Raw genomic sequence first — 24,133 nt, 5'->3', positions numbered from 1 at the left:
ATCTGCCGCAGACGGGCCTTGACTATGTAGGTCGTCATACATACCGTGCTGGCATGCCGATGATCGACGTCTACGCTCCGGCGGGCACGTTCGCCGACGAGCACGCCCTCGCGGTCGCCATGGCCACCGCCGTCATGCGGATCGAGCAGGTTCCGGACATCGCGATGTTCCGCACGAACACCGCCGCCTTCGTCCACTCCACGTCCGCGTTCGCCAACGTCGACGGCGATGCCGATCACGTACGCGTCCAGGTCCTCACCAACGCCGGCGCGCTCGACCGGCCGAAGCAGCTGGCGGTGGTCGCCCGCCTGACCGAGCTGATCGCCGAGGCGGCCGGGGACGAGTCGCTGAAGGACCGCACGTGGGTGCTGCTGACCGAGGCCGCACCGGGCGGATGGGGCCTGCACGGCCACGCCCACACGAACGAGGAACTGGTCGCCGCGGCCCGGGCCGAGCTGGCCGCGCTCGCCCGGCCCGCCCCCTAGGTCGCCCTCGCCCGGCCCGCCCTCTAGGTCGCCCTCGCCCGGCCGGCCCCCTAGGTCGCCCTCGCCCGGCCCGCCCCCTAGGTCGCCCTCGCCGCCTGGCCCGCCCCTAGGTTCTGTCTCTTAGATCAAGTCTGTCGGGTACGGCTCGGAGCCAGTCGAGCATTTCGACGAGGTCGAGGGTGGCTTGAAAGTGGGCGCCGAGCTTGTCGTAACGGGTGGCCAGTCCGCGCCAGTGTTTGCGCCGGTTGAAGCCGCGTTCGACCTGGTTGCGCCGCTTGTAGGCGTGCGGGTCGAACGCGGGTGGCCGACCGCCGTTGCGGCCCTTGCGCAGCCGGTTGGCGACCTGGTCACGCGGCTGCGGGATCGTGGTGGCGATGTGTTTGTCCCGCAAGGCCTTGCGGTTGGCCCGTGACGAGTACGCCCGGTCGCCGGTTAACGAGTTCGGACGCACACGCGGGCGCCCAGGTCCGGGTGTGGCCACCCGAACCTGGTTGAGCAGCGGGATCAGCTGCTGGGTGTCGGCGGCTTGCCCGGGCGTGATCAGCGATGCCAGCGACCGGCCCCGGCCGTCGGCCAGGGTGTGGATTTTCGTGGTCAGCCCGCCGCGGGAGCGTCCGATGCCTTCGCGTGCCTGCGTCGCGGCGACGTCGAGCCCCTTTTTGCGGCCCCGGCAGCATGCTGATGGGTGCGCACGATCGTGGCGTCGACCTGGGCGTCCCAGTCGATGTCGTCGTCGAGTTCGGCAAGCGTGACGACCTGGGCTTTCAACCGCGCCCAGGTGCCATCGGCCGCCCACCGGCGGAAACGTTGGTACGGCGTCTTCCACGGCCCGTACCGTTCGGGCAAATCCCGCCAGGGTGAACCGGTGCGCTTGACCCAGCAGATCGCGTTGATCACCTGCCGGTGATCACGCCACCGCCGGCCCTGAACCGGCTGCGCCGGCAGCAACGGCGCCAGCACAGCCCATTCCTGGTTCGTCAAATCACCACGCGCCACACCCGATCCAACGATCGACGCCCATGATCGCCACGATGATCTAAGAGACAGAACCTAGGCCGCGCGGCTCACGACCGGGCCGTGACCGCTCGCACCTGGGCCAGCAGGTGGCCGGCCACCGCGTCGAACGGCTCCATCGACCGCTCGGCGCGGGCCATCACCACGGCGCCCTCGCTCGCGGCCACCAGCGTGGCCGCGAAGGCGCCGGCGTCGGGCAGGCCGCCCGCCTCGAACAGGTCACTCAACCGGGAGCGCCACGCGCGGAACACCGCGCCCGCCCCCGAGACCAGCTCGTCGGAGCGGGTCGCCACCGTGACGGCGAGGACCGCGCAGCCGGCGGTCATGCCGGTGCGTTCCAGGAGCAACCGCCAGAGGCCCAGGAAAGCCTCCGTGACACGCTCCGGCGACTGTCCCGCCAGCCCGTCGAGAACTCCGATCGCCCGCGCACCGGCCGCCTCGACCGCGGCCGCCACCAGCTGGTCCTTCCCGCCCGGGAAGTGATGATAGATCGACCCCCGCGGGGCGCCGGTCAGCTGCAGCACCTCGGCGAAGGACGTCGCCTGCAGGCCCTGCTGAGCCAGCAGGCGCACCGCGCCGTCGATCATCCGGTCCCGCACGCCGTCGGCCACGGCCGCCCCTTCCGCTATGCCGATCACCATAGTGAGTCGCCCGGCATCCCGTGGCGAGCGGCCCGGCACCGCCGCTACGGCATCCTAGGAGGCTAGGCACCTTCGGTGCCTTCGCCGACGGTCGCCATTGAGTTCGGTTAACTGTGTTTACTAATCACGGCCGAGGGGATACCTTCGGCGCATGCGGCGGGTATCGATAGTCCTCGTTGTTGCCCTGGCGCTGGGCGGATGCGGGACGGCGCCGCAACGCGAACCCACCGCGGCGCCCGGCGCGCCGGGACCGTCCGGCGCGCCCGCACCGGGCGGCGCGCCCGCAGTGCCCGGGGAGCCCGGCGCGGCCGGCATGCCCGGAGCCGCCGGCACGCCCGCAGTGCCCGGGGAGCCCGGCGCGGCTGCCGCAACCGGCGCCGGAAGAGCCGGCGCCGGAAACAGCGGCGGCCCCGCCAAGGCGGGCGCCCGCCACGCCCCGGCCGACGTCGCGTTCGTGACGGCGCTCCTCCCCCACCATCAGCAGGGCATCGGGCTCGCGCGGGAGGCGGCCGGCCGGCCCGAGGCCCGGACCCTGGCCGAGGCGATCATCGTCACCCAGCAGGACGAGATGGTGCGGATGACCGGCTGGCTCCGGGAATGGGGCGGGACCCCGCCGCCCACCGCCGGCACGGCCACCACCACGGCCCGTCGCGGCGGCGATGCCATCCGGGCGCTCATCGCGCATCAGGAAGAGGCGATCAAGCTGGCCCAGCAGGAGCAGGCGAACGGGATCAACCCCACCGCCCTCGACTTCGCCAAGCAGGTCATCGAGTCGCGGGCCGGCGAGGTGGACCAGCTCCACGGATACGTCGAGTAGAACGGTCCAGAACAAGTTGCTTTACGACACCTTTTCGGCATAGAAAATCATGCATGCGTCCGAAGGAGATCGCGCAGGCTTGGTTCGACATGTGTCGGGCGGGGGACGTGGGCACGTTCGACGCGATCGCCACCGAGGACTTCCTCTGTCACGGGCCGGGCGGCACCGGTGACCGGGACACGTTCGCCGATTGGCTGCGGTGGTACCCCTCGGCGTTCGCCGACCAGCGGGCCACGCTCGACGACGTGATCGCGGACGGCGACCGGGTCGTCGTGCGCTACACGGTCAGGTCGACGTACCGCGGCGGCTATCTGGACATCCCGGGGCACGGGCAGCACGTCGAGGAGACCGGCATCATCATCTACCGGCTGACCGGCGGCCGGGTGGCGGAGACCTGGTTCGAGGGCAACGACCTCGAGGTCGCCCAGCAGCTGGGAGCGCGGGTCCACGCCCCGGAGGACTAGCCGGCCGGGCGGACGTCCTGTTCCCGCGACGAAGCCGCCCGGCCGGAAAGCGGACGGAAAACGAACCCCTCGGCGGCGCCTTTGTCCCCCCGGCGAAGTTCGACCCGCACGCCATCCCCGCACGATCCGTATAAAACCGATATTTCTCGGTCATACTGGGCGGCGAACAGGCCGGGGGTGGGTGGGGTGACGCAGCCAGAGTGGCTGGAGGTCCGCACGCGGGACAAGCAGGCGATCGCCGAGGCGCTCAACAGCATCACCGCGCATCGGGCGCGCATCGCGATCGACGACGGGGATCGCCTCGATCTGCAGGTGAGGATGGCCAACAGCGGTGCGCTCGGCGCGGCCCGGGTGCGGCTGTGCGGGGTGAGCTACGGCGCCGACACCGATCCGGTGGACTTCCTGCTCGCCGGCAGCCTGGCCGACGGGCGCACCCGCATCCGGGCGCCGGGGCAGGAGCTCGCGCTGACGCGCTCCGACGGATACCTGTTCCCGCTGGGCGTGCCCGTCAGCGGTGAATACGGGAACAGCTCGATCGATCTGGTCACCCTTCCCCTGTCGTACGCGGCGGAGCTCGCCGAGGCGACGACCGGGTTACCCGCGGCCGATCTCCGTTTCGAGTCGCCGCAGCCGTTGTCCACGTCGATGCGCCTGTACTGGGCCGCCACCGTCGCGTACCTGGCCGACCAGCTGACCCGGCCCGAGGCGGATCTGCCCCCGCTCGTACGGGATCAGATGACCCGCCTCGCCGCCGCCACCCTGCTCGCCACCTTCCCGAACACGACGATGACCGCCCGGTTGCCGCGCGAGGGCCGGGTGGCCCCGGCCGCGATCCGGCGCGCGATCGCCTACATGGACACCCACCCCGAGCGGCCGCTCACCATCACCGAGGTCGCGGCCGCGGCCGGCGTGGGCGCCCGGGCGCTGCAGAGCGCGTTCCGCCGCCACCTCGACGTCACGCCGATGGGCTACCTGCGCCGGGTGCGCCTCGAGCGGGTGCACCGCGAGCTGCAGACCGCCGACCCCGCCGACGGAGCGACGGTGCGGGCGACCGCGCACCGCTGGGGTTTCGCGAACCCGAGCCGTTTCGCCGCCGACTACCGGGCCGCGTTCGGCCAGCCGCCGAGCCGCACGCTGCGCACGTAGCTGCACGAGCGCCGGCCGCCGCGCCGCCCGGTCACCGCCTTCGCCGCAGCGCCCCCGCCACCGCAGCGCCCGAGCCGCCGCGCCGCCCCAGCCACCACAGCGCCCGAGCCGCCGCGCCGCCCCCGCCACCACGGCCGCCTCGAGCCGGCTCAGGCGTTGGCCTTCAGGAACGGCAGCAGGAACGGCAGGACCACCTCGGCCTGCATCGCGGCCATGTGGTCGGCGCCCGGGACGACCTCGACCCGCCAGCCGCGGGCGGTGAGCTCGTCACGGCGGGCGATCAGCGGGCCGGCGATGTCCACGACCGCGTCGTCCCACTGCGGGCCGTACGCGATCACGTCCTTCTCCCCCGCGAACGCCAGCCGCGGCACGCTCAGCGGCACCGACTCGAAGGCGTCCGGATCGCGCAGGGACTCGTAGAGCGTCACGTACTGCCCGGTCTGCTCGGGGGTGCGGGTGAACGGCACGCTCTCCCAGTCGCCGGGCACGGGCTCGCCGGCCGGCGGTGGCGGCGGGTTGTCGCGGTGGGCGATCGCCATCCGGTGCGCGACCCGGGTGACGGCGAGCATCGCGTCGTAGGGACCGCCGAGCGGCGGGTAGCCGCCCATGACCAGCGCGGTCAGGCGGTCGGTGCGCAGGGCGAGCTGGAGGCCGGCGACCGCCAGCCAGGAGTAGCCGTAGTAGGCGAAACGGGGTGCGCGCGCGGCGTCGGCGATGGCGAGCAGATCGGTGCTGACGGCGGCGGCGTCGAGCGTACGCGCGGCGGGGTGCCCGGTGCGGTGGGCCTCGTAGTCGGCCGCCACCACCCGCAGGCCCGCCCCGGTCAGCGCGGAGGCCAGCGTGTGCCCGAGGCCCGGGTCGGCGCCCCAGGCCCGCAGCTCCTCGGCCGCCGGGCCCTCGATCTCGCGGACGCCGATCGGCAGCAGCACCGCGGGACCGTCGCCCAGGACCGTGACGTCGATGTGGGATCCGTCGTGAAGTCGTGCGTTCGGCATGCGAAACACTATACGGTGTAAGGACTATGTCTCCGGAAGATGTCACGGCGCACGTCCGCCGCCTCTGGCGCCACCGCGGCACGACGTTGCGCACGCCCCGCCGCGGACCCCGGCAGCAGCTCGACCTCGACGAGATCCTCGACGCGGCGGTCGCGCTGGCCGACGCCGAGGGACTGGCGGCGGTCTCGACCCGTGCGGTGGCGGCCCGCTTCGGCAAGACCGCGATGGCCCTCTATCCCTACGTAGGCGACAAGGGGCAGATGCTCGCGCTGATGCTCGACCACGCCTCGGTGCTGCCCTCGTGGACCGATCCCGGCACGTCCCCGGCCGACGACCTGTCGGCGTGGGCGCTCGCGTTCCTCGAGCTGCACCTCGCGCACCCGTGGCTGACGTCGCTCTCCTGGGCGCGGGCGGCGCCCGGCCCGCACGAGCAGGACTGGCTGGAGCGCCTGCTGGCCATCCTCGACCGGTGGGCGACGCCGGCCGCGATGCGATCCCCCACCATCACCATGCTGTACGCCACGGTCCGCTCCTGCGCCGAGACGGCCGCCGCCTACCGCACCTTCGACAGCGGCGACGCGGCCCAATGGCGCGAGGGAGCGGACGCGACCCGCCGGCTGATCCCCGACCTGGCCGAGCGCTACCCGCTGACCGCCGCGCTGCCTCCCGTCACGGCCGACTGGCGGCAGGCGCCCCGGGAAGGCCTGCTGGCGGCGGTCCGCCTGATCGCCGCCGCGCTCCCCTGAGCCGCGCGCTCCCCTGAGCCGCGCGCTCCCCTGAGCCCCGCGCTCCCCTGAGCCCCGCGCTCCCCTGAGCCCCGCGCTCCCCTGAGCCGCGCGCTGCCCTGAGGTCACGCCCGTCGCGGCGCCCTCGGTGGTCTCCCTCACCGAAGCCGCGCCACCATCCTTGCCGACTCAGGCCGCCGCCGGTACCCGACCAAAGTCGATTTCCGCGGCCGGCCGGCCGAAGTGGTAGCCCTGCAGGTAGCGGTACCCCAGCCGGGTCAGGACCTCGGCCTGCTCCGCCGTCTCGACGCCCTCGGCCACCGCCGACAGGCCGAGCCCGCCGCTCAGCCGGATCAGCGCCTCGGCGATCACCGCCGGCCGCCCGGCCTCGGTGATGTCGTCGACGAACGACTTGTCGACCTTGATGGTGTCGACCGGCACGGTCTGCAGCAGGCCCAGCGACGAGTGCCCGGTGCCGAAGTCGTCCAGCGCCACCCGCACGCCCAGCGCCCGCAGCTCGTGCAGCGTCGCCACCGCCGGGCCGCCCTCGAACACGGCCGTCTCGGTCACCTCGACGGTCAGGCACGCGGCCGGCAGCCCGACCTCGGCCAGCGTCGACGCGACGAACGAGGCGAAACCCGCGCGGGCGAGCTGCTTGGCCGACACGTTCACGCTGACCCGGCCCGGCGCCAGATCACCGAGCGAGGTGCGCCACAAGGCCAACCGCGCGCACGCCGTACGCAGGATCCACGCCCCCAGCTCGACGATCAGCCCGTTCTGCTCGGCCACCGGCACGAACGCGGCCGGGCTCACCATGCCCCGCACCGGGTGCTCCCAGCGGACCAGCGCCTCCACCGCGGCGATCCGCCCCGAGGGCATCTCCACGATCGGCTGGTACACCATGCGGAACTGCCCGCCGTCCAGCGCCTGCCGCAGCTCGGCGCCCAGCTGCGCGTACTCGACGTCGCGCTGGTCGAGGGCCGGCGTCCAGCGACGGATCGGCACCCCGCCGCGCTTCGCCGCGTACATCGCCGTCTCCGCCTGCCGCAGCAGCTCGACCGCCTCGACGCCGGCCCCGCCGGCGAGCCCGACCCCGACGCCGACCAGCAGGTCGTGCCCGTCGGCCGAGACCGGCGGGTGCAGCACCGCCACGAGGGCGCCGGCCAGCGCCTGGGCCTCCTCGGCGTTCGCGTCCGGCAGCAGCACGGCAAACTCGTCGCCGCCCATCCGGGCGATCAGCGCGCCGGCCGGGACGACCGAGGAGATGCGCAGCGCGAGCACCGACAGCACCTGGTCGCCGGCCGCACGGCCGAGCTCGTCGTTGACGTTCTTGAAGCCGTTGAGACCGATCATGGCGATCTGCGGCCGGCCGGACACGGTCGCCCGCCGCAGCGACTCCTCGACCCGGCGGCGGTTGGCCAGCCCGGTCAGGTCGTCGGTCATGGCCAGCGAGCGCAACTGCCCGGCCTGCCCGCGCAGCATCCGCATGAACTGCCACATCCGCACGCTGACCAGCACGAAGAGCACGGCCGAGCCGACCGCGAGCGCGCATCGGTCGAGGTTGTCGTGGCCGATCCGCGGCAGCAGCATGAGGCCGGGCGCGATCGTCGCGCAGGCGCCGAGGACGATCAGCCGGACCGGCCGGACGTGCGCGTCCGGGTCGCCGGCGGTCTCGACGACGGCCATCGACGGGTGCAGCGCGGCGCCCGCCCAGAAGACGTACGACAGCAGGAACGCCGCGTTGATGACGGGGACGTCGGCGGTCCAGTAGAGCGACACGACGGAGAACGCGGTGTCGGCCGCGAACAGGAGGACGGCCGCCACGCCGATCAGGCGGGTGCTGACGGTGCGTCCGCTGGGGTCGGCGAAGAGCCGGGCCAGCAGCGCCAGCAGGAGCACGTCGACGGCCGGATAGGTGGTGCCGATCAGCCGCTCCAGCATCGTGGAGCCCGAGTCGGCGGCGACCGGATGCAGGACGAACACCCAGAACGCCAGGCCGAGCCCGACGGCGGCGATGGCCGCCTCGACGAGGCCGGAGGCGCCCCGGCCGCGGCGGCGCACCAGCAGCACCAGGCCGGCGGCATTCAACGGGTACGACGCCAGGTAGAAGACGTCGGCCAGCGACGGGTACGGGTTCTGGTCGAGCACGAACTGGTAGTAGACCCAGAGCACGTCGCCGGCGGTCGAGGCGAGCTGCCCGAAGGCGAACAGGTACCACATGGCCGGCCGCGGGGGCCGGTGCAGCCGGACCGCGGCGAAGATGGCCACGCCGGAGACCAGGCCGATGGCGTCGTAGGTGAGGTTGGCGAGGAGAGACTCGGACGGCAACAGGCTGTAGGCGGCGATCACCAGGATGCCGCCGCCGAGCCACCAGCGCCACAGGGTCGTGCGGTTCATGCTGCCACCGGGAAGGATGCGAATTCGGGATCGGCCATCGGCCGGCCGTAGTGATAGCCCTGCAGGTACCGGTAGCCGAGGCGGGTCAGCGCGGCGGCCTGTTCGGCGGTCTCCACGCCTTCGGCCACGGCGGAGAGCCCGAGGCCACCGCTGAGCCGGATGAGCGCCTCGGCGATCACGGTCGGCCGGCCGGCCTCGGTGATGTCGTCGACGAACGACTTGTCGACCTTGATGGTGTCGACCGGCACGGTCTGCAGCAGGCCGAGCGACGAGTGCCCGGTGCCGAAGTCGTCGAGCGCCACCCGGACGCCCAGCGCCCGCAGCTCGTGCAGGGCGACGACGGCGGGACCGCCCTCGAAGACGGCGGTCTCGGTGACCTCGACGGTGAGGCAGGAGGCGGGGAGGCCGGTCTCGGCGAGCACCTCGGCCACGAAGCCGGGGAAGCCGGGGCGGGCGAGCTGCTTGGCCGACACGTTGACGCTGATCCGCCCGGGCGCGGACGAGCCCAGCGACGCCCGCCAAAGAGCCAACCGCGCGCATGCCGTACGCATGATCCAGGCGCCCAGCTCGACAATCAGGCCGTTCTGCTCGGCCACCGGGATGAAGGCCGCCGGGCTGACCAGCCCGCGCACCGGGTGCTCCCAGCGGACCAGCGCCTCCACCGCCGTCGTCCGGCCCGAGGGCAGCTCGACGATCGGCTGGTAGACGACCCGGAACTGTCCCGCGTCGAGCGCCAGCCGCAGCTCGGCGCCGAGCTGGGCGTGCTCGATGTCGCGCTGGTCGAGGGCCGGCGACCAGCGCACCGGCTCCCCGGCGCGCTTGGCCGCGTGCATGGCCACCTCGGCCTGGCGCAGCAGCTCGACCGGATCGACGCCGGCGCCCCCGGCCATCCCGACGCTGACGCCGACCAGCAGGTCGCGGCCGTCGGCGCTGACCGGCGAACCGAGGTCGCCGGTCAGTGCGAACGCGGTCGCCAGCAGGAACTGGGCGTGCGAGTCGGTCAGCAGCACGGCGAACTCGTCGCCGCCGGTGCGGGCGACCAGCGCGCCGTCCGGGGCGCCCGCGACCAGCCGGGCGGCGACCACGGTCAGCACCTGGTCGGCGGCCGGGCGGCCGAGCTCGTCGTTGACGTTCTTGAAGCCGTTCAGCCCGAACAGCGCAATCTGCGGCCGGCCGTCGGCCGCGGCGCTGCGCAGCGCCCGCTCGAGCGCCCGGCGGTTGGCCAGCCCGGTGAGGTCGTCGGTCATCGCGAGCCGGTGCAGCTGGGCCTGCTGGCGGCGGACCTGCCGCATGTAGCCGGCGAGCCGGGTCACCACGAGCAGGAAAAGAACGATCGACCCGATCGCGACGGCGCGCCGGTCGGACGGGTCGCCGCCGATCCGGGGCATCAGCAGCAGGGCCGGGCCCAGCAGCGAGCTGGCGGCGAACAGGGTCAGCCACAGCCGGCGGGTGCGGACCTCGGGCAGCGCGGCCGGCTGCCCGGTGACGGCCGCCGGGTGCAGGGCGGCGGCGGCCCAGAAGGCGTACGCGAGCAGATAGAGCGCGTTGACCAGCGGGGTCGTGCCACCGGCGTAGAGGGTCAGGAGCGAGTAGGCGACATCGCCGGCCAGCAGCAGCAGGGCCGCCACGGTCAGCAGCGAAGCCGCCGGCCGCCGGCCGCCGGCCCCGGCCAGCAGAAGCAGGGCGAGCGCGACCAGCACCACGTCGATCGCCGGGTACGCGGTCGCGACCCAGCGGTCGGCCAGCGTGGTGCCGGAGTCCCGGGCGAACGGGTGCAATACGAAGATCCAGAGGACCAGGCCCACGCCGGTCGCGATGATCGCCGCCTCGAGCAGCCGCTCGAGACCGCGGCCGGGCCGCTGACGCAGGATCAGCAGCATGCCGGCGGCGAGGGCCGGGTACGAGAAGAAGTACCAAAGGTCGGCGACGGAGAGAGCGGCCGGCCCGCCGGCGGCCGGCATCAGCATGTCGAAGATCGCGTCGCCGAGCACGGAGAGCGCGATGCCGGCGGCGAACAGGTACCAGATCAGCGGTCGGGACGGCCGGTGCAGCTTGGCGGCCCCGGCGATGGCCAGCGCCGCCAGCAGCCCGGTTGCGTCGTAGAGGAGCTCGGCGACGGTGGTGTCAGCCGGCAGGACGAGGTAGCCGGCGGCCGCGGCGAGCCCGCCGGTCAGCCACCACGCCCATATCCTGTCTCTGCGCACGTAGGGACATCGGCGGATCCGTCGGACGGATTAGGAAACCCGCGGTCAGGAAGCCCGGCGCAGCACGTCGAGCACGAACCATTCGTCCTCGTGCCGGACGACCGGCTCCAGGCCGGGGCGGGACGCCAGCGCGGCGTGCACGTTGAAGCCGTCGTAGTTGCCGCCGCTGCGGTCGCGGAAGTGCACCGAGACCAGGTCACCGCCCGGGTCCAGGCGCTGGGCCAGGCCGTCCAGCAGCGCCTCCAGGTCGTCCTCGGACAGGTAGTAGAGCAGGTCACCGATCACGATCAGATCGAATGTGCCGGCCGGGAGGTCGGCCGGCAGCATGGCCTGCTCGACGCGTACGTGGGGGAAGTCACGCACCTCCTCGGCCGCGCTGCGCACCGCGTCGGGCACCGCGTCGACCGCGAGGATCTCGTCGCAGCGGGGCGCCAGCAGACGGGTGAGCAGGCCGACCGAGCAGCCCGGCTCGTAGCAGCGGCGGTAGCGCCCGCGCGGCAGGCTGGCCATGGTGACCGCGTACTTGCGCTGGTCATGCCACTTGGTGGCGGTGTCCCACGGGTCGGTCTTGGCCTCGTACATCCCGATGAAGTGATCCAGCGGGACCGTCTTCTCCGGCGGCCGCGCGTCACCCTGCGCTCGTGTCACCGCCCTATTTTCCACGCAGCCCTATCTTCCCCGCAGCGCCTGGGTCAGCGACGCGGCCAGGTCCGGTGGCAGGTCCGGCTGGGTGCCGTCGAGCACGGCGTGCACCTCGCGGCTGAGCGTCTCGCTGAACGCCACGTAGTTGCGGGAGATCGGGCGCGGCCGCGCGCTTTCGATCGCGGTGAGCAGCAGGGGCGCGTACGGGCGATCGGCCTTGACCGTCTCGTCGGCATAGACCCCGGCCCGGGTCGCCGCGAAGCCGCCCTTGTCGAACAGGACGCGCTGGCTGCCGGCGCTGGTGAGGAACTCGGCCAGCGCCTGGGCGGCCCGCGGCTTCTTGGTCAGCGCCGAGATCGCCAGGTTCTGCCCACCGAGCACGCTGGGGCCGGGCAGGGCGGTGACCCCGAAGCCGATCTTCTCCAGGGCGCCGTACGCGACCGGCCAGTTCCGCATGAACATCACGCTCCCGTCGGCGAACGTGCTGGTGCTCTCGCTCTCCTGAGAGCGCAGCGCGTCCGGGTGCACGATGCCCTTCTCGCCGTCGCGGGGCGGGATCAGCGTGTGCACCGCCGCGTTCCAGGTGGCCAGGTCCAGCCGCACCGTGCCGTCCGGCCCGACGCTGAGATCGCCGCCGTTCGCCCAGACCGCCTCCAGCGTGTTGACCGTGAGTCCCTCGTACGGGCCGAGCTGGGCCGTGTACGCCGCCCGGAACTCCGGGTGCCGGGCCGCGGTCGCCTTGATCTTGGCCCAGTCGAACGGCGGCTCGGCGCCGAGGCCCTTGCGGTAGTAGAGCAGCCCGGCGTCGGTGTTGAACGGCAGCGCCCAGAGCTTGCCCTCGTAGCGGCAGGTCGAGAGCGGCCCGGCCATGAACGCCTGCTCGGGGCTCTCGGCCAGCCAGGACCGCTCGATCGGCCGGATCAGCGGATCCGGGCCGGCGGCGAACGCGGCGGTCAGCGTGACGTCGAGGTTGAAGACGTCGATGCCGGGGTTGCGGGCCTGCGCCAGCATCTCGGTGTACTGGTCGCCGGCGACCCCGTTGATCGGGATGATCCGGGCCGGGTTGTGCGGGTGGGCGGCGTTCCAGATGTCGACGAGCTGCTGACGCTGACCGCCGGCGCTGTCGTCGCGGCCGCTCAGCACGGTCAGCGGGCCCGGCTCCAGCTCGGGCTCCCCGCCGCGGGACGCGACCAGGAACACGCCGCTCACCATCACGGCGGCGCTCACGAAGCCGAGCACGAAGTCGCGGGTGGGTCGCAGCCGCACGAGAGTCCTCCTACCTGTTCCACAGGGCCCGGAACATGCCGCTGAGCACGTCCTCGAGCGCGTCGAGCCCGGCGTCGAAGCACCCGCCGCCGCTGGTCGCGGCGAGCGCCTCGAGGGCGTTGTCGGCGCAGGTCACGTCGCCGACCGCGATGACGAAGACGCGGACGCCGGCGACCTGGGCCGGTGTCGGCGGTGGGCGGCGGCTGGTGTCGCGGCCGTCGGTGAGCACGACCAGCGCCCGCAGCTGGCCGGGCCCGCCCGGATGCGACCGCAACTGGCCGGCGCCGGCGATGACGGCCTGGTAGAGCGGGGTGTCGCCGCCCGGACGCACGGCCGCGGCGAGGCGGCCGACCTTCGTGGTCAGGCCGGCGGCCGGGCGGGTGAAGCCGAGCACCGGCCGGGGCGGGGTGGCGCCCGGGCCGGAGAACGTGACGACGCCGAGCTCGTCGGCGCCGCCGACCCGGGCAGCGGCCTGGCGCAGGGCGGCCACCGCCACCTCGTACCGGGTCTCGGTCGGGTCGCCGGTGACCGTGTTCATCGAGCCGGACGCGTCGAGGGCGACCAGGAAGCGGCCGGAGCGGCGGGCCTTGGCGTAGACGGCGGCGGTCGCGCGGGCCTCCCCGGACGTCGCCTCGGCGCCGGTGAGCGCGCCGAACGGCCAGTCGGGCAGGGCGCCGTTGTCGCGGACCAGCGGCTGACCGGCGTCCAGCGAGGAGGTGCGCAGGCCCTGGCGGTGCAGCGCGGCGCGGCCGTCGTCGCCGGCCAGCCACCGGACGAGCCATCGGGCGTACGCGTGGGTCTCGTCGCTCTGGATGCCGGCCGGCCACCGCAGCTGGACCGCGACCTTGGTCACCACCGGGGTCTGCGCCGGGTAGTAGGCGACGAGGTGGTCGGCGTTGCCCGGCTTCTCGCCCGGCACGCAGTCGCCGTCGGGAAGGCCCAGGTTGAAGCGGACCAGCTCCTGCTCGGTGAGGATGACCGCGGGGGTCTTCGCCGACGGGGAGGTGCGGTGGATCTCCAGCTGGCGGCAGAGCAGGCCGGGCTCGCCGGTCAGCGGGTAGCGGCCGGCGTCGAGGCGCTGCTCGACCGCCCGCTCGACCTCGTCGTGGGCCTCGGCCGGGCTGCGCCGGGCGTAGAGCTGGCCGGTGACCATCTGCGCGGTGGTGGACAGCGTCGGGTCGCCGCGGATCACGCCCCACCGCGCCGACCCGGTGGCGAACAGCTGTGGCCAGGTTGCGCGGGCGCGGCGGAAGGCGTCGTCCTCGCCCGCCTGGGGCGCGGTGACGCCGAGCACGATCGGCGTGCGGGCCACGGGCACCACCCGCTCGATCGGCCCGGCCGCGCCGGCCGGCACGTCCCGGCCGGCGGCCGGGAACCAGACGTCGGGATGCGGTACGTGCCGGGCGGCCGCGCCCCAGCCGCCGGCCAGCCCGGCGGTGACCTGGGCGGCGTCGGCCGCGAAGAGATAGGGGTGCACCGACCGGCAGCCGTGCGAGCGGGCGGCCACGTAGCGCTCGAACTCCCCGGCGACACCCCGGTACGCGGCCAGGTCGGCCGGGTCGACCGCGATGCGCAGCTGGGTGGTGGCCGGGCACAGGCGGGTGGCGACCGGGCCGTCGGCCTGGGTCGCGCAGCCGGCCAGGAGGGTCGCGCCGGCCAGCATGCCGCCGACCACCGGCCGGGGCAGGCGGCCGCGGCCGCCGAGCTCGCGCAGGAACTTGCGGGGCCGGCTGAAGGCGAGCACGCTGCGGCGGCGCAACGGCGGGAACGGCGCCGGCTCGGGGTGGCCGGGGTTGCGCGCGATGTGGATCGGGCCGTACACGATGTCGGCCGAGTACGTGGGGGTCTGCCGCGCGCCCGCCATCCGCCGCTGGACGTACTCGAACAGCTCGCCGGTGTCGACGAAGCCGTCGCCGTCGAGGTCGGCCCACCCGTGCTCGAGGCCCTCGACGACGGCGTCGGTGAAGACCCCGCTGCGGTCCTCGTAGCTGCGCTGCACGGCGGTGGCCGCGGTCATCACGACCCGGCCGCGCCCCTCCAGCGCCTCGATGTCGGCGGTCTTGCCCCGGAACCGGCCGCGGCTGCCGTCGGCCCGGCCGAACGCGCCGCCGTAGCAGCAGTCGAGCAGGACGATCTTGGCGCGGGCCCGGCTGTGCCGCATCTCCTTGGCGACGTGGTGGGCGGCGAGCGCGGTGGCGTGCAGCGAGTCGTGGTCGGTGTCGTGGTTGATGAAGTAGAGATGCCCGTCGTCGTCGACCTCGCCGTGCCCGGAGAGGTAGAGCAGCAGCGTCGCGTCGGGGGGCGCCTTCTTGAAGAACTGCTCGACGTCGACGGCGACCTTGCGCAGGTTCTCGTTGCGCAGCACGGTGACCTCGAAACCGCCGATCGCCGCGTCGGCCAGCACCCTCTCCAGGTTGTCGGCGTCGGCCTGGGTGCCGGGCAGAGGCCGGTACTGCGGGTCCTCGTACTTCTCCGTCGCGATGATCAGCGCGCGCCTCATGAGTCTGTGTCGAACACCTTCCGCACGAAGGCGTCGACCACGCGGTCCATCTGCTCGGGGGTCGCGTTCTCCAGCGTCAGCTCCTGGCCGTCGACCCGGACCTGGAGGCGGCCGCCGCGCCGCACGACGCGGTCGGTGAGGAACTTGAGCACGGCGGTGACGGCCTCGGGCTGGCTCAGCACGGTCGCGACCAGGCCGCCGATGGCGACCAGCTCGCCGCCTTTCGCCCCGTCGGGGGCGGAGCCGTCGCCGGCCAGGGCGGTACCGGTGACCTCGTCGAACTCGCGGAGGTCGGTCAGCAGGCGGCGAGCGACCTCGTCCGTACGCTCATCGTCGCCGTCCGACACGGTGATGTGCACCACCCGTTGCGTGCTCACGCATGCACCATACTCATTGGACACCACCTCCAAACGTCAGATGATTGCCACATCGGGCTCATCGCGCGCCGTTCCGGGAGATCATGACGAGGTGACGGGCCGCACCTTCGGGATCCTGTCGCCGTTCGTCGGCGGCGACTATTACGGGGCGATCATCGAGGGCGTCAACGCGGCCGCGGTCGCGGGCGGCGACCGGGTCATGGCGATCCAGACGCTCGGCCCGGGCGCGCACAGCGCCGACCGCAGCGGCCTGCCGGACTTCCGCCGCCCGCTGGCCTGGAGCCTGCTCGACGGCCTGGTGGTGCTGCCCGGTGCGGTCGACCCGGCCTACGCCGCCGGCGCCCGGGCCGGCGGCCTGCCGGTGGTATTCGTGGCTCAGGACGCGACCGACATCGGCTGCTCGTCGGTGCTCGCCGACAACCGCAGCGGCGTCCGGGAGGCGGTCACCCACCTGGTCGGCCACGGCCACGAGCGGATCGCGTTCGCCGGTCACCTCGCCCATTTCGACCTGCGCGAGCGGCACGAGGGCTACCGCGAGGGGCTGCTGGCGCACGGCATCGTGCCCCGCGCCGAGCTGCTCTTCGACACCGGGGACAACCACGAGAGCGGCGGCGAGGCGGTCGCCGGCGCGCTGATCCGGGCCGGGATGCCGGCCACCGCGATCGTGCTCGGCACCGACCGCAACGCCATCGGCCTCACCTCCCGGCTGACGGCGGCCGGCTACGACCTTCCGGGCGAGCTCGCCGTGGCCGGATTCGACGACATCGCCGACGCCACCTACCAGCGGCCCAGTCTCGCCACGGTGCGGCAGCCGCTGGACGAGCTGGGCGCCGCGGCCTACGGCACTCTCGCCGAGCGCGCCGCGGACCCCCGGCGGGCGGCCTTCCGGCGGCACGTGGCGACGTCGTTCGTACGCCGTGACTCGTGCGGGTGCCCCGGCGACGGCCTGCCCGTCTCCGAGCCGCAGGCCCGCGCGCTGTTCGCCCAGGTCCAGCTTCTCCAGGGCACCCTGAACATCCAGTACGAGCTCGGGATCGAGCTGCTCGGGACCCACTCCCGCGACCCCCGCGCCCTCGAGTGGCTGGGCCTGACCCCGGCGATCGCGGGCTGCCTCGGCCTGTGGACGCCCGGCGACGACACCCGGCTCGAGGTGGTCGGCGACTTCCGGGCCGGCTGTGACACCGGCACGGCCCTCGCGCCCGGGGAGTTCCCGCCGCCGCGGCTGTTCGAGCTGACCGACGGGCCGGCCGGCGACATCGTCTTCCTGGTGCCGGTGCGCAGCCGCAACCGCGACTGGGGCGTGCTGGCCGCCGTCGGGCGGATCCAGTCGACCACCCCGCCCGGCCGCGAGATGATGAACCACTCCGGCGCGCTGCTGGCCGCGGCCCTCGACTACGAGGTGATGATGGCCGCCCTGCGCGAGCAGGAGCAGAGCCTGCGCGACGCCGCGCTGCACGACCACCTCACCGGCCTGCCCAACCGGACGCTGCTCGAGGACCGGATGGAGCAGGCCGCGATGCGCTCGGCCCGCCGGCCCGGCTACCGCTTCGCGATCCTGCTGCTCGACCTGGACGGCTTCAAGGCGGTCAACGACACGCTCGGGCACGCCGCCGGCGACCAGCTGCTGATCGAGGTGGCCCGCCGGCTGACCGGCCTGCTCCGCAAGTCGGACACGGTGGCCCGGCTCGGCGGCGACGAGTTCGTCATCCTGCTCGACGGGTTCGCGCCGCCCCACGGGCACCAGGCGGTCGGCCACAACATCGCGGCCGCGATCTCGGCGCCGTTCTTCCTCGACGGCGAGCGGGTCGACGTCGGCGCCAGCATCGGCGTCGCCGTCTCCGGGCCGGGCTCGTCCGACCCCGACCACCTGCTGCGCGAGGCCGACGCCGCGATGTACCGGGCGAAGTCGGCGGCCCGGCGGCCTACTTCTCGGTGAGGTTGGTCAGCGGCGTCGGCTGGTCGATGTTCGGCGGCGCGTTCCACTTCTGGATGTCGGCCGTGGTGCACGCCGCGATCTTGACCTTGCTGGTGCCGTCGCCGTGGAAGTCGTTCGCGATGCCGGTGCCCTGCTCGGTGGGCTGCAGGCAGTTCTCCCAGTGGTCCTCGATCCGGTAGCTGGTGCCGTAGTCGCCGGTGTCGTGGTAGACGGTCCAGGTCAGCGCGTCCTGCTTCTGGGTGGCGGCGTCCTTGCAGGGCACCACCGTCACCCAGGACGTGGCGGTGACGGTGCCCGGCGACTTCAGGCAGTAGTTGTTGTTGGCGCTGCTGTTGTTGGCGTTGCTGTTGGAGCTGGTGTTGTTGACGATGATCGGGCCGGACTTGGAGGTCTCGGGCAGCACCGGGACGGGATGCACCCACTGCTGGTTGAAGTCGACGAGCGCGCCCGGGTCCTGCTTGCAGAACCAGGCGATCATGTACGTCGCGCCCATGTTCTTGCCCGTCACGTCCAGGCAGCGGCTGAACTGCTTGTAGTTGACCAGCTGGTTGGTGGCGTCCCCGGCCATGCCGGCGCCGACGCCGGGCGCGGAGTACCAGACGTTCTTGGTGGAGGTGGCGCCGCAGCCGGCGAGGACCACCGCACGGTCGGCGGTGGATCCCGGTGTCCGGATGTTCATGCAGTAGCTTCCGTCGGACTTGCTGGCCGACGTGGTGGCGTGGAAGACACTGCTGCCGTCGAGCGCCCACTGGTAGGTGGTGGTGCGCGTGGCCGGGCAGGCCTGGAAGACGACCGGGGTCGTGCCGCTCACCCGGGTCGGGTTCGCGAACAGGCACATGCCGAGCGAGGCGGTGGACGAGTCCGAGTTGATCAGCTTGAGGTAGAGGTCGGGCGTGTAGCCGAACTGCTGCCGGCTGCTGCCGTTGCAGCTCTGCACGGTCACCGCCGTACCGGCGGCCGGGCTCGCCGCGGCGCCGGCGTCGAGGCACTGCTCGCCCAGGCTGCTGCTCGAGATCTTGATGCGGCCGCCCGGGATGTTGGTGTTGCTGGTGGAGAAGACGTACGTGGCGGTCAGCGTCCGGGTCACCACCCCGTTGGTGCCGGCCGACGTGACGGTCGCCTTGCTCGGCACCTCGTTGACGGCGCAGCCGGTGACGACGTTCCCGTCCTTGTCGAGGTAGGTCACCGTCACCTGGTAGGTCGACGAGATGCCGCCGTCGGTCACGCCCACGCTCCCGGCCATCGAGCACGGGGGCAGGTTCTCCAGGTAACCGTTCTGCAAGGCGTCGGAGGCGGCCCGGACGCGGGCCATCATGACGTCCAGGCCGGCCTGGGCGGCGTCGAGCGCGCCGCCGCGCTGGTCGTAGTTCTGCGTGTTGCCGATCTGGCGGACCACGACCGGGACCATGGTGGCCGACAGCGACAGCACCACGGTGATCACGAGCATGGCCAGCGGCAGGGAGCCCTCCTCGCGGCGGAGCGAGGGCGCGCGGAAAATACGGTGCCTCATGCGGCCGGCCTTCCCTTGCTGCAGTCGTTGAGCGCCGGGGTGTTGCGGTTGGTGTTCTGCGCCGTGAACAGCACGTCCAGCGGCAGCTCGACCTTGCCCGCCCGGCCGCTGAACCGGAGCCGCACCTGGTCGTGCTCGAGCTCGTACTCGCCGCCGACGCCGCTGACGCCGGGGGCGGCGGTGGCGTACGGCTTGTCTCCCGGCTCGTAGACGGTGAACGGGTCCACCCCGGGGGTCGGTGCCAGATCGGTGGCGATCGTCGTCGGCGACCCCGGGCTCGTGCCCGGCAGGGTCCAGGTCGACCGGGTCAGCACACCGTTGCGGAACGCGAGCTGCTGACAGTCGGTGCTGCTGGTGGCGTACTCGAGGTACCAGCCGTCGCCGACCTTGCCCGGCGTGGCGACCCAGGTGGCGTACCGCAGCTCCTTGTCCAGCCGGCGGAAGCTGTTGCCGACCTGGTCCCGGGCGGTGCTGATCCCGTCGGTCCGGTTGACGTCGGAGTAGATCTCCAGGATCGCGCCGGTGACGAACACCATGATCACCGCCATGATCGAGGTGGCGACGAGGACGTCGATCAGGGAGAAGCCCTCGTCCCGGCGCTCCGGCGTCTCGAGGTCGTCGCTCATGTGATCGTCCAGACGAAGGTGAGGATGCTGCTGCTGGCCGGGGCGGCGGTGGTGGCCGTCGCCGTCACCGTGTACCGGCCGGCGGTGGTCGGCGTCCCGGAGATGACACCGGTCAGCGCGTTCAGCGTCAGGCCCGGCGGCAGGCCGGAGACGGTCAGCACCGGAGAGAGGCCCAGCAGGGTCCCGTTGGTGCGCAGCGTCAGCGAGGCGGCGCTGCCCCGGGCCGTGGTCTGGTCCGGCGCGGTCAGCGACGGGGCGGTGAAGACGAGGGAGTTGCTCGTGGTCACGATGACCACCATCGGGAGGCTGGTGCTCAGGCCGCTGCCGTCGGCGACGGTGATCGTGGCCAGGAACCGGCCGGACGCGGTCGACTTGCTGGAGACCTTCCCGTTCTTGTTGCCGATCGACGTGCCGGGGGGCATGCCGGCCGCGCTGAAGGTGTACTTGCCGTCGCCGCCGGAGGCGGCCGCGGTGAAGTCCAGTTTCGAGCCCAGGTCGATCGTCTGGTCGGACACGCCGGTCAGGGTCAGGCCGGGGGTGACGGTGTGCGTGTACGTGGCGGCGCCGGTCCGCTGGTTGGCGTCGGTGACCCGGACGGTGACGGTGTAGACGCCGGCGACGGTCGTGGTGCCGGTGACGGCCCCGGTCGCCGCGTCGATCTGCAGGCCGGTCGGCAGGCCGGTGGCGGTCCACGCCGAGTACGGCGGCACGCCGTAGGTGGCCGACAGGCTCAGGTTGTAGGCGTCGCCGACCCGGCTGGCGGCACTGGCGGGCACGGCCGGGGTGGGCGGCCGGACCACCGTGAAGATCACCGAACCGGTGTTGTTGCGGTTGGCGTGGTCGGTGACCGTCGCGGTGGTGGCGAGGCCGCCCGACGCGGTCGGGGTGGTCGGCGTGCCGGTGATCACCCCGGACGGGGACATCGACAGGCCGGCCGGCAACGCGGCGATCGTCCAGGTGTTGGGCAGCTGACCGCCGCGCGCCTTCATCTGGTACGAGACGGCGTCGCCGACGTACCAGGTCTGGTTGTTGTCCATGACCTGCGGGGCCGGGCGGTTGAAGTCGAAGGTCGGCTCCGAGGCCCGCGAGACCAGCGTCGTGGCGACGTAGGCGCACGAGCCGTCCGCGCAGGTGTTGTCCGGCCATGTCTCGAGCACCACGACCCGGAAGAACTGCAGAACGTCGGTCGAGTCCGCGGGAGCCGCCGAGCCCTTCGGGTAGATGCACTCGGACGTGCCGGTCAGATAGATCTCGCACTGACCGACGTAGATGTTCTGGGTGTAGGTGGTGCCCTCGACCGTGACGTGCTGTGCCGCCGTCGAAATCGGCGCCTCGGCCCCGGCCGTCGAGGCGCTGTCCTTGATCGTCGGGCTGCCGGCCACCTGCATCTGGTCCAGATACGGCCGGACCACGGCCGGGGCGGCATCGAACTGCGCCTGGGTGGCCAGGACGCTGCGGCCGGACAGCAGGGAGCTGCCCTTGAGGCCGCGTACCTGCTCCATGGCGGTGCCGGCGAGCTGGATCGCCGCCTGCCGGGTGCGCTGCTTGTTGACGTTGCTCAGGCTGCGCACGAAGAACGGGGCGCTCGCGAGCATGGTGACGCTCAGGATGGCGAGCGCGACGAGCATCTCGGCCAGGCCGAAGCCGTCGTCGCCGGCCGGGCGGCAGGGACGGCAGCACCGCACGGCGCTCTCCTTTCGAGGGGGGACTACCTACGCCTTATCGGCAGCCCCCCTCGGAAAGGAAAGAACTTTCCGCGCCCGGTTCAACCGCCGGCCATGGCGCCGACCACCATGAACGGCTCCTCGCCGGAGACGACGCGCGCGGGCAGCGGGGCGTCCGGCGACTCGTTGGACAGGTCCTGTTCGCAGGCGAAGAAGCGCACCAGCGCCCGCCGCTTTCCGGTGCCCCGGTCACGCATCGTGCCGCGCAGCATCGGATACCGCGACTCGACCGCGTCGAGCACCACCCGCTGGGTGACCGGCGCGTCGACGGCGACCCGGACCTCGCCGCTCACCCGGGCCAGCGCCCGCAGGTGCGGCGGCAGGATCACCCGGATCACGGCAGCACCTGGGCTTCCACGGACAGCACCGCGGGCAGGTCGCGGACCAGCGGCTGCCACGAGTCGCCGCCGTCGGGGGAACCGTAGATCTGGCCGCCTGTCGTGCCGAAGTAGACGCCGCACTCGTCCAGGGTGTCCACCGCCATGGCGTCGCGCAGGATGTTGACGTAGCAGTTCTCCTGGGGCAGCCCCCGGGTGAGCGGCTCCCACTCGTCGCCGCCGCTGCGGCTGCGGTAGACGCGCAGACGGGCCTCGGGCACGTAATGCTCCGAGTCACTGGTGATGGGTACGACGTACACCGTCTCCGGCTCGTGCGCGTGCACCGCGATCGGGAAGCCGAAGTCGGTGGGCAGGTTGCCGCTGATCTCGCGCCAGTTGCCGCCGGCGTCGTCGGTGCGCATCACGTCCCAGTGCTTCTGCATGTAGAGCACGTCGGGCCGGGACGGGTGCATGGCCAGCCGGTGCACGCAGTGGCCGACCTCGGCGTCCTCGTCGGGGATGCCGCCGGAGCGCAGGCCCCGGTTGATCGGCTGCCAGCTCTTGCCCCCGTCGTCGGTGCGGAAGGCGCCGGCGGCCGAGATCGCCACGAAGATCCGGTCGGGGTCGGCCGGGTCGAGGATGATCGTGTGCAGGCACATGCCCCCGGCGCCGGGCTGCCAGCTCGGCGCCGACGGGTGGGTGCGCAGCGCCGGCAGCTCGGCCCAGCTGCCGCCGCCGTCGGTGGACCGGTAGAGGGCGGCGTCCTCGCCGCCGGCGTAGACCGTGTCGGGGTCGGTGCGGGACGGCTCGAGGTGCCAGATGCGCTTGAACTCGAACGGGCGCGGCGTCCCGTCGTACCAGAGGTGCTCGCCGGCCTCGCCGTCGTACGCGAAGTCGTTGCCGACCGCGTCCCAGGTACGGCCGCCGTCGTCGGAGCGCTGGATGACCTGGCCGAACCAGCCCGAGGACTGCGACGCCCACAGCCGGTCCGGGTCGGCCGGGGAGCCGTTGACGTGGTAGATCTCCCAGCCCCCGAAGTGGGGGCCGCTCACCGTCCAGTCCCGGCGCGTGCCGTCCGCGGTCAGGGTGAACGCGCCTTTGCGGGTGCCGACCAGCAGTCGTACGGAAGTCATGGGCCCTATTGTGACCCGGGTCACCCCACTGCGGGCAAGAGCACCCGAGCGCTGGTTCCCTGATCCGGGCCGGGCGAGGACACCGTGAGACTGCCGCCGTGGGCGGTCACGATCCGCCACGCGATCGGCAGGCCGAGGCCCATGCCCGGCACCGCCTGCCGCCGGGCGTAGCCGCCCCGGTAGAAGCGCTCGAACACGTACGGCAGCTCGTCGGACGGGATGCCCGCGCCCTCGTCGGTGACCTCGACCCCGGCCCCGTCCATCTCCACCCGGGCCGTGCCGCCGCCGGACGAGAAGAGGATGGCGTTGCGGATCAGATGCTCGACCGCCTGGCCGAGCCCGGCCGCCTCGCCGGCCACGTACACCGGCTCGTGACCGCCGCCGACCTCGAGCCGCACGCCGCGCTCGCCGGCCAGCGGCTCGCAGCTCGCGACCGCGCCGCGCACCGCCGCCGTCAGGTCGACCAGGCCGTCCTGCTGCTCCGGCGCGCCGGCCGGGCGGGCCCCGGCGAGCAGGTGGTCGACCATGCGGACCAGCCGGTCGCCGTTGCGCCGGATCGGGTCGATCATCCGCCGGTACGACGCCAGCTGCTCCTGCTCGCCGAGCGCCTCGACCAGCATCTCGAGGTAGCCCTGCATGGTGGTCACCGGCGTGCGCAGCTCGTGCGACACGGTGGCGACCAGGTCCTGCTCGCGGCCGCTGAGCCGGGACAGCTCGGCGTCGAGCGCGGCCAGCTTGGTCTGCTCACGGATCGCCTCGAGGTGGCCGGCCGCCTGCGCCGCCAGGTCGCCCAGCATCTGCACCTGCTCCGAGCCGATCGTGCGCGGCTCCCGGTCGACGACGCAGACGCTGCCGAGCACGTGCCCGCCGTCGCCGACCAGCGGCACCCCGGCGTAGAACCGGATGAACGGGTCGCCGGTGACGTTGCGGTAGCCGCGGAACCGGGGGTCGAGCCGGGCGTCGGGGACGATCAGCGGGCGAGGGTTGTCGATCATGTACGCGCAGAACGAGATGTCCCGGGACGTCTCGCTGTCGGCCATGCCGGTCTTGCCGGCGAACCACTGACGGTCCGCGTCGACCAGCGAGACGATCGCCATCGGGGTGTCGAAGATCCGGGCGGCCAGGCGGGTCAGGTCGTCCAGCACCACCGGTCGCACGGCATCCAGCAGACCGTAGCTGTACAACGCCGCCAATCTGCTCTGCTCGCTCACAGT

The 24,133-nt window shown here is 73.0% G+C and carries 20 protein-coding genes and 1 pseudogene; 6 read left to right on the top strand and 15 right to left on the bottom strand.

What is annotated here, in order from left to right; all coding sequences use genetic code 11:
• Nucleotides 1–53 precede the first annotated feature (53 nt).
• Complete coding sequence (locus ACQP2F_RS22550; protein ID WP_433307080.1) at nucleotides 54–485, top strand: tautomerase family protein; 432 nt, start codon at nucleotides 54–56, stop codon at nucleotides 483–485.
• A 106-nt stretch (nucleotides 486–591) separates the two neighbouring features.
• On the opposite strand, the pseudogene ACQP2F_RS22545 reads toward ACQP2F_RS22550, so the two are convergent.
• A pseudogene (locus tag ACQP2F_RS22545) lies at nucleotides 592–1,481 on the bottom strand (IS5 family transposase).
• Nucleotides 1,482–1,549: 68 nt separating this feature from the next.
• On the bottom strand, nucleotides 1,550–2,110 hold the full coding sequence (locus ACQP2F_RS22540) for a TetR/AcrR family transcriptional regulator (RefSeq protein ID WP_433307078.1): 561 nt from the start codon (nucleotides 2,108–2,110) through the stop codon (nucleotides 1,550–1,552).
• A 181-nt stretch (nucleotides 2,111–2,291) separates the two neighbouring features.
• Here ACQP2F_RS22540 and ACQP2F_RS22535 point away from each other — a divergent pair, with 181 nt between their 5' ends.
• The 3 genes from ACQP2F_RS22535 (at nucleotide 2,292) to ACQP2F_RS22525 (ending at nucleotide 4,567) form a co-directional block, all read left to right on the top strand.
• A complete protein-coding gene (locus tag ACQP2F_RS22535) occupies nucleotides 2,292–2,957 on the top strand; it encodes a DUF305 domain-containing protein (RefSeq protein ID WP_433307076.1) in 666 nt (221 codons plus the stop codon).
• 53 nt (nucleotides 2,958–3,010) lie between these two features.
• Nucleotides 3,011–3,421, top strand: coding sequence for an ester cyclase (locus ACQP2F_RS22530; protein WP_433307074.1), 411 nt, complete (start codon nucleotides 3,011–3,013; stop codon nucleotides 3,419–3,421).
• A 186-nt stretch (nucleotides 3,422–3,607) separates the two neighbouring features.
• Nucleotides 3,608–4,567: an AraC family transcriptional regulator gene (locus ACQP2F_RS22525; RefSeq protein WP_433307072.1), complete on the top strand. Its 960-nt coding sequence runs from the start codon at nucleotides 3,608–3,610 to the stop codon at nucleotides 4,565–4,567.
• A gap of 149 nt (nucleotides 4,568–4,716) precedes the next feature.
• Here ACQP2F_RS22525 and ACQP2F_RS22520 read toward each other — a convergent pair whose 3' ends face one another.
• Nucleotides 4,717–5,562 carry an alpha/beta fold hydrolase gene (locus ACQP2F_RS22520; RefSeq protein ID WP_433307070.1) on the bottom strand — a complete coding sequence of 282 codons (846 nt, stop codon included), beginning with the start codon at nucleotides 5,560–5,562 and terminating at the stop codon, nucleotides 4,717–4,719.
• Nucleotides 5,563–5,588: 26 nt separating this feature from the next.
• Here ACQP2F_RS22520 and ACQP2F_RS22515 point away from each other — a divergent pair, with 26 nt between their 5' ends.
• Nucleotides 5,589–6,308 (top strand): TetR/AcrR family transcriptional regulator, encoded by a 720-nt coding sequence (locus tag ACQP2F_RS22515; RefSeq protein WP_433307068.1) that lies wholly within the window; start codon nucleotides 5,589–5,591, stop codon nucleotides 6,306–6,308.
• 168 nt (nucleotides 6,309–6,476) lie between these two features.
• On the opposite strand, the gene ACQP2F_RS22510 is transcribed toward ACQP2F_RS22515, so the two are convergent.
• Genes ACQP2F_RS22510 through ACQP2F_RS22485 form a run of 6 tightly spaced genes read right to left on the bottom strand, consistent with a single transcriptional unit; the run spans nucleotide 6,477 to nucleotide 15,673 of the window.
• Nucleotides 6,477–8,684, bottom strand: coding sequence for a putative bifunctional diguanylate cyclase/phosphodiesterase (locus tag ACQP2F_RS22510; protein WP_433307066.1), 2,208 nt, complete (start codon nucleotides 8,682–8,684; stop codon nucleotides 6,477–6,479).
• Complete coding sequence (locus ACQP2F_RS22505) at nucleotides 8,681–10,888, bottom strand: putative bifunctional diguanylate cyclase/phosphodiesterase (RefSeq protein ID WP_433307064.1); 2,208 nt, start codon at nucleotides 10,886–10,888, stop codon at nucleotides 8,681–8,683. The genes ACQP2F_RS22510 and ACQP2F_RS22505 overlap by 4 nt, the downstream gene beginning before the upstream one ends.
• A gap of 45 nt (nucleotides 10,889–10,933) precedes the next feature.
• Nucleotides 10,934–11,536, bottom strand: a complete 603-nt coding sequence (locus ACQP2F_RS22500; protein WP_433307062.1) for a class I SAM-dependent DNA methyltransferase — start codon at nucleotides 11,534–11,536, stop codon at nucleotides 10,934–10,936.
• A gap of 21 nt (nucleotides 11,537–11,557) precedes the next feature.
• Entirely contained in the window at nucleotides 11,558–12,796 is a 1,239-nt protein-coding gene (locus ACQP2F_RS22495) for an extracellular solute-binding protein (RefSeq protein WP_433307060.1), read from the bottom strand.
• 10 nt (nucleotides 12,797–12,806) lie between these two features.
• Complete coding sequence (locus ACQP2F_RS22490; protein ID WP_433307058.1) at nucleotides 12,807–15,296, bottom strand: caspase, EACC1-associated type; 2,490 nt, start codon at nucleotides 15,294–15,296, stop codon at nucleotides 12,807–12,809.
• A complete protein-coding gene (locus ACQP2F_RS22485) occupies nucleotides 15,293–15,673 on the bottom strand; it encodes a hypothetical protein (protein ID WP_433307056.1) in 381 nt (126 codons plus the stop codon). The genes ACQP2F_RS22490 and ACQP2F_RS22485 overlap by 4 nt, the downstream gene beginning before the upstream one ends.
• Before the next feature lie 91 nt (nucleotides 15,674–15,764).
• Here ACQP2F_RS22485 and ACQP2F_RS22480 point away from each other — a divergent pair, with 91 nt between their 5' ends.
• Nucleotides 15,765–17,609 carry a diguanylate cyclase domain-containing protein gene (locus ACQP2F_RS22480; protein ID WP_433307054.1) on the top strand — a complete coding sequence of 615 codons (1,845 nt, stop codon included), beginning with the start codon at nucleotides 15,765–15,767 and terminating at the stop codon, nucleotides 17,607–17,609.
• Here ACQP2F_RS22480 and ACQP2F_RS22475 read toward each other — a convergent pair.
• The 6 genes from ACQP2F_RS22475 to ACQP2F_RS22450 all read right to left on the bottom strand — a co-directional run bounded on the left by ACQP2F_RS22475 (nucleotide 17,596) and on the right by ACQP2F_RS22450 (nucleotide 24,130).
• Nucleotides 17,596–19,119: a ricin-type beta-trefoil lectin domain protein gene (locus tag ACQP2F_RS22475; protein WP_433307053.1), complete on the bottom strand. Its 1,524-nt coding sequence runs from the start codon at nucleotides 19,117–19,119 to the stop codon at nucleotides 17,596–17,598. The two genes, ACQP2F_RS22480 and ACQP2F_RS22475, sit on opposite strands and share 14 nt — an antisense overlap.
• Entirely contained in the window at nucleotides 19,116–19,745 is a 630-nt protein-coding gene (locus ACQP2F_RS22470) for a PulJ/GspJ family protein (RefSeq protein ID WP_433307051.1), read from the bottom strand. The genes ACQP2F_RS22475 and ACQP2F_RS22470 overlap by 4 nt, the downstream gene beginning before the upstream one ends.
• The gene (locus tag ACQP2F_RS22465; RefSeq protein ID WP_433307049.1) at nucleotides 19,742–21,430 is read right to left on the bottom strand and encodes a putative Ig domain-containing protein; all 1,689 of its coding nucleotides are present in this window, start codon (nucleotides 21,428–21,430) and stop codon (nucleotides 19,742–19,744) included. Before ACQP2F_RS22465 ends, ACQP2F_RS22470 begins: the two co-directional genes overlap by 4 nt.
• An 80-nt stretch (nucleotides 21,431–21,510) precedes the next feature.
• Entirely contained in the window at nucleotides 21,511–21,807 is a 297-nt protein-coding gene (locus ACQP2F_RS22460) for a MoaD/ThiS family protein (RefSeq protein WP_433307048.1), read from the bottom strand.
• Entirely contained in the window at nucleotides 21,804–22,919 is a 1,116-nt protein-coding gene (locus ACQP2F_RS22455) for a WD40/YVTN/BNR-like repeat-containing protein (RefSeq protein WP_433307046.1), read from the bottom strand. Before ACQP2F_RS22455 ends, ACQP2F_RS22460 begins: the two co-directional genes overlap by 4 nt.
• 20 nt (nucleotides 22,920–22,939) lie before the next feature.
• Entirely contained in the window at nucleotides 22,940–24,130 is a 1,191-nt protein-coding gene (locus ACQP2F_RS22450; RefSeq protein ID WP_433307044.1) for a GAF domain-containing sensor histidine kinase, read from the bottom strand.
• Nucleotides 24,131–24,133 lie beyond the last annotated feature (3 nt).

Source organism: Actinoplanes sp. CA-030573 (genome assembly GCF_050951115.1).
Taxonomy (GTDB): Bacteria; Actinomycetota; Actinomycetes; order Mycobacteriales; family Micromonosporaceae; genus Actinoplanes.
The sequence above is the reverse complement of the archived record's forward strand: the minus strand, read 5'-3'. Positions and strand labels throughout refer to the sequence as shown.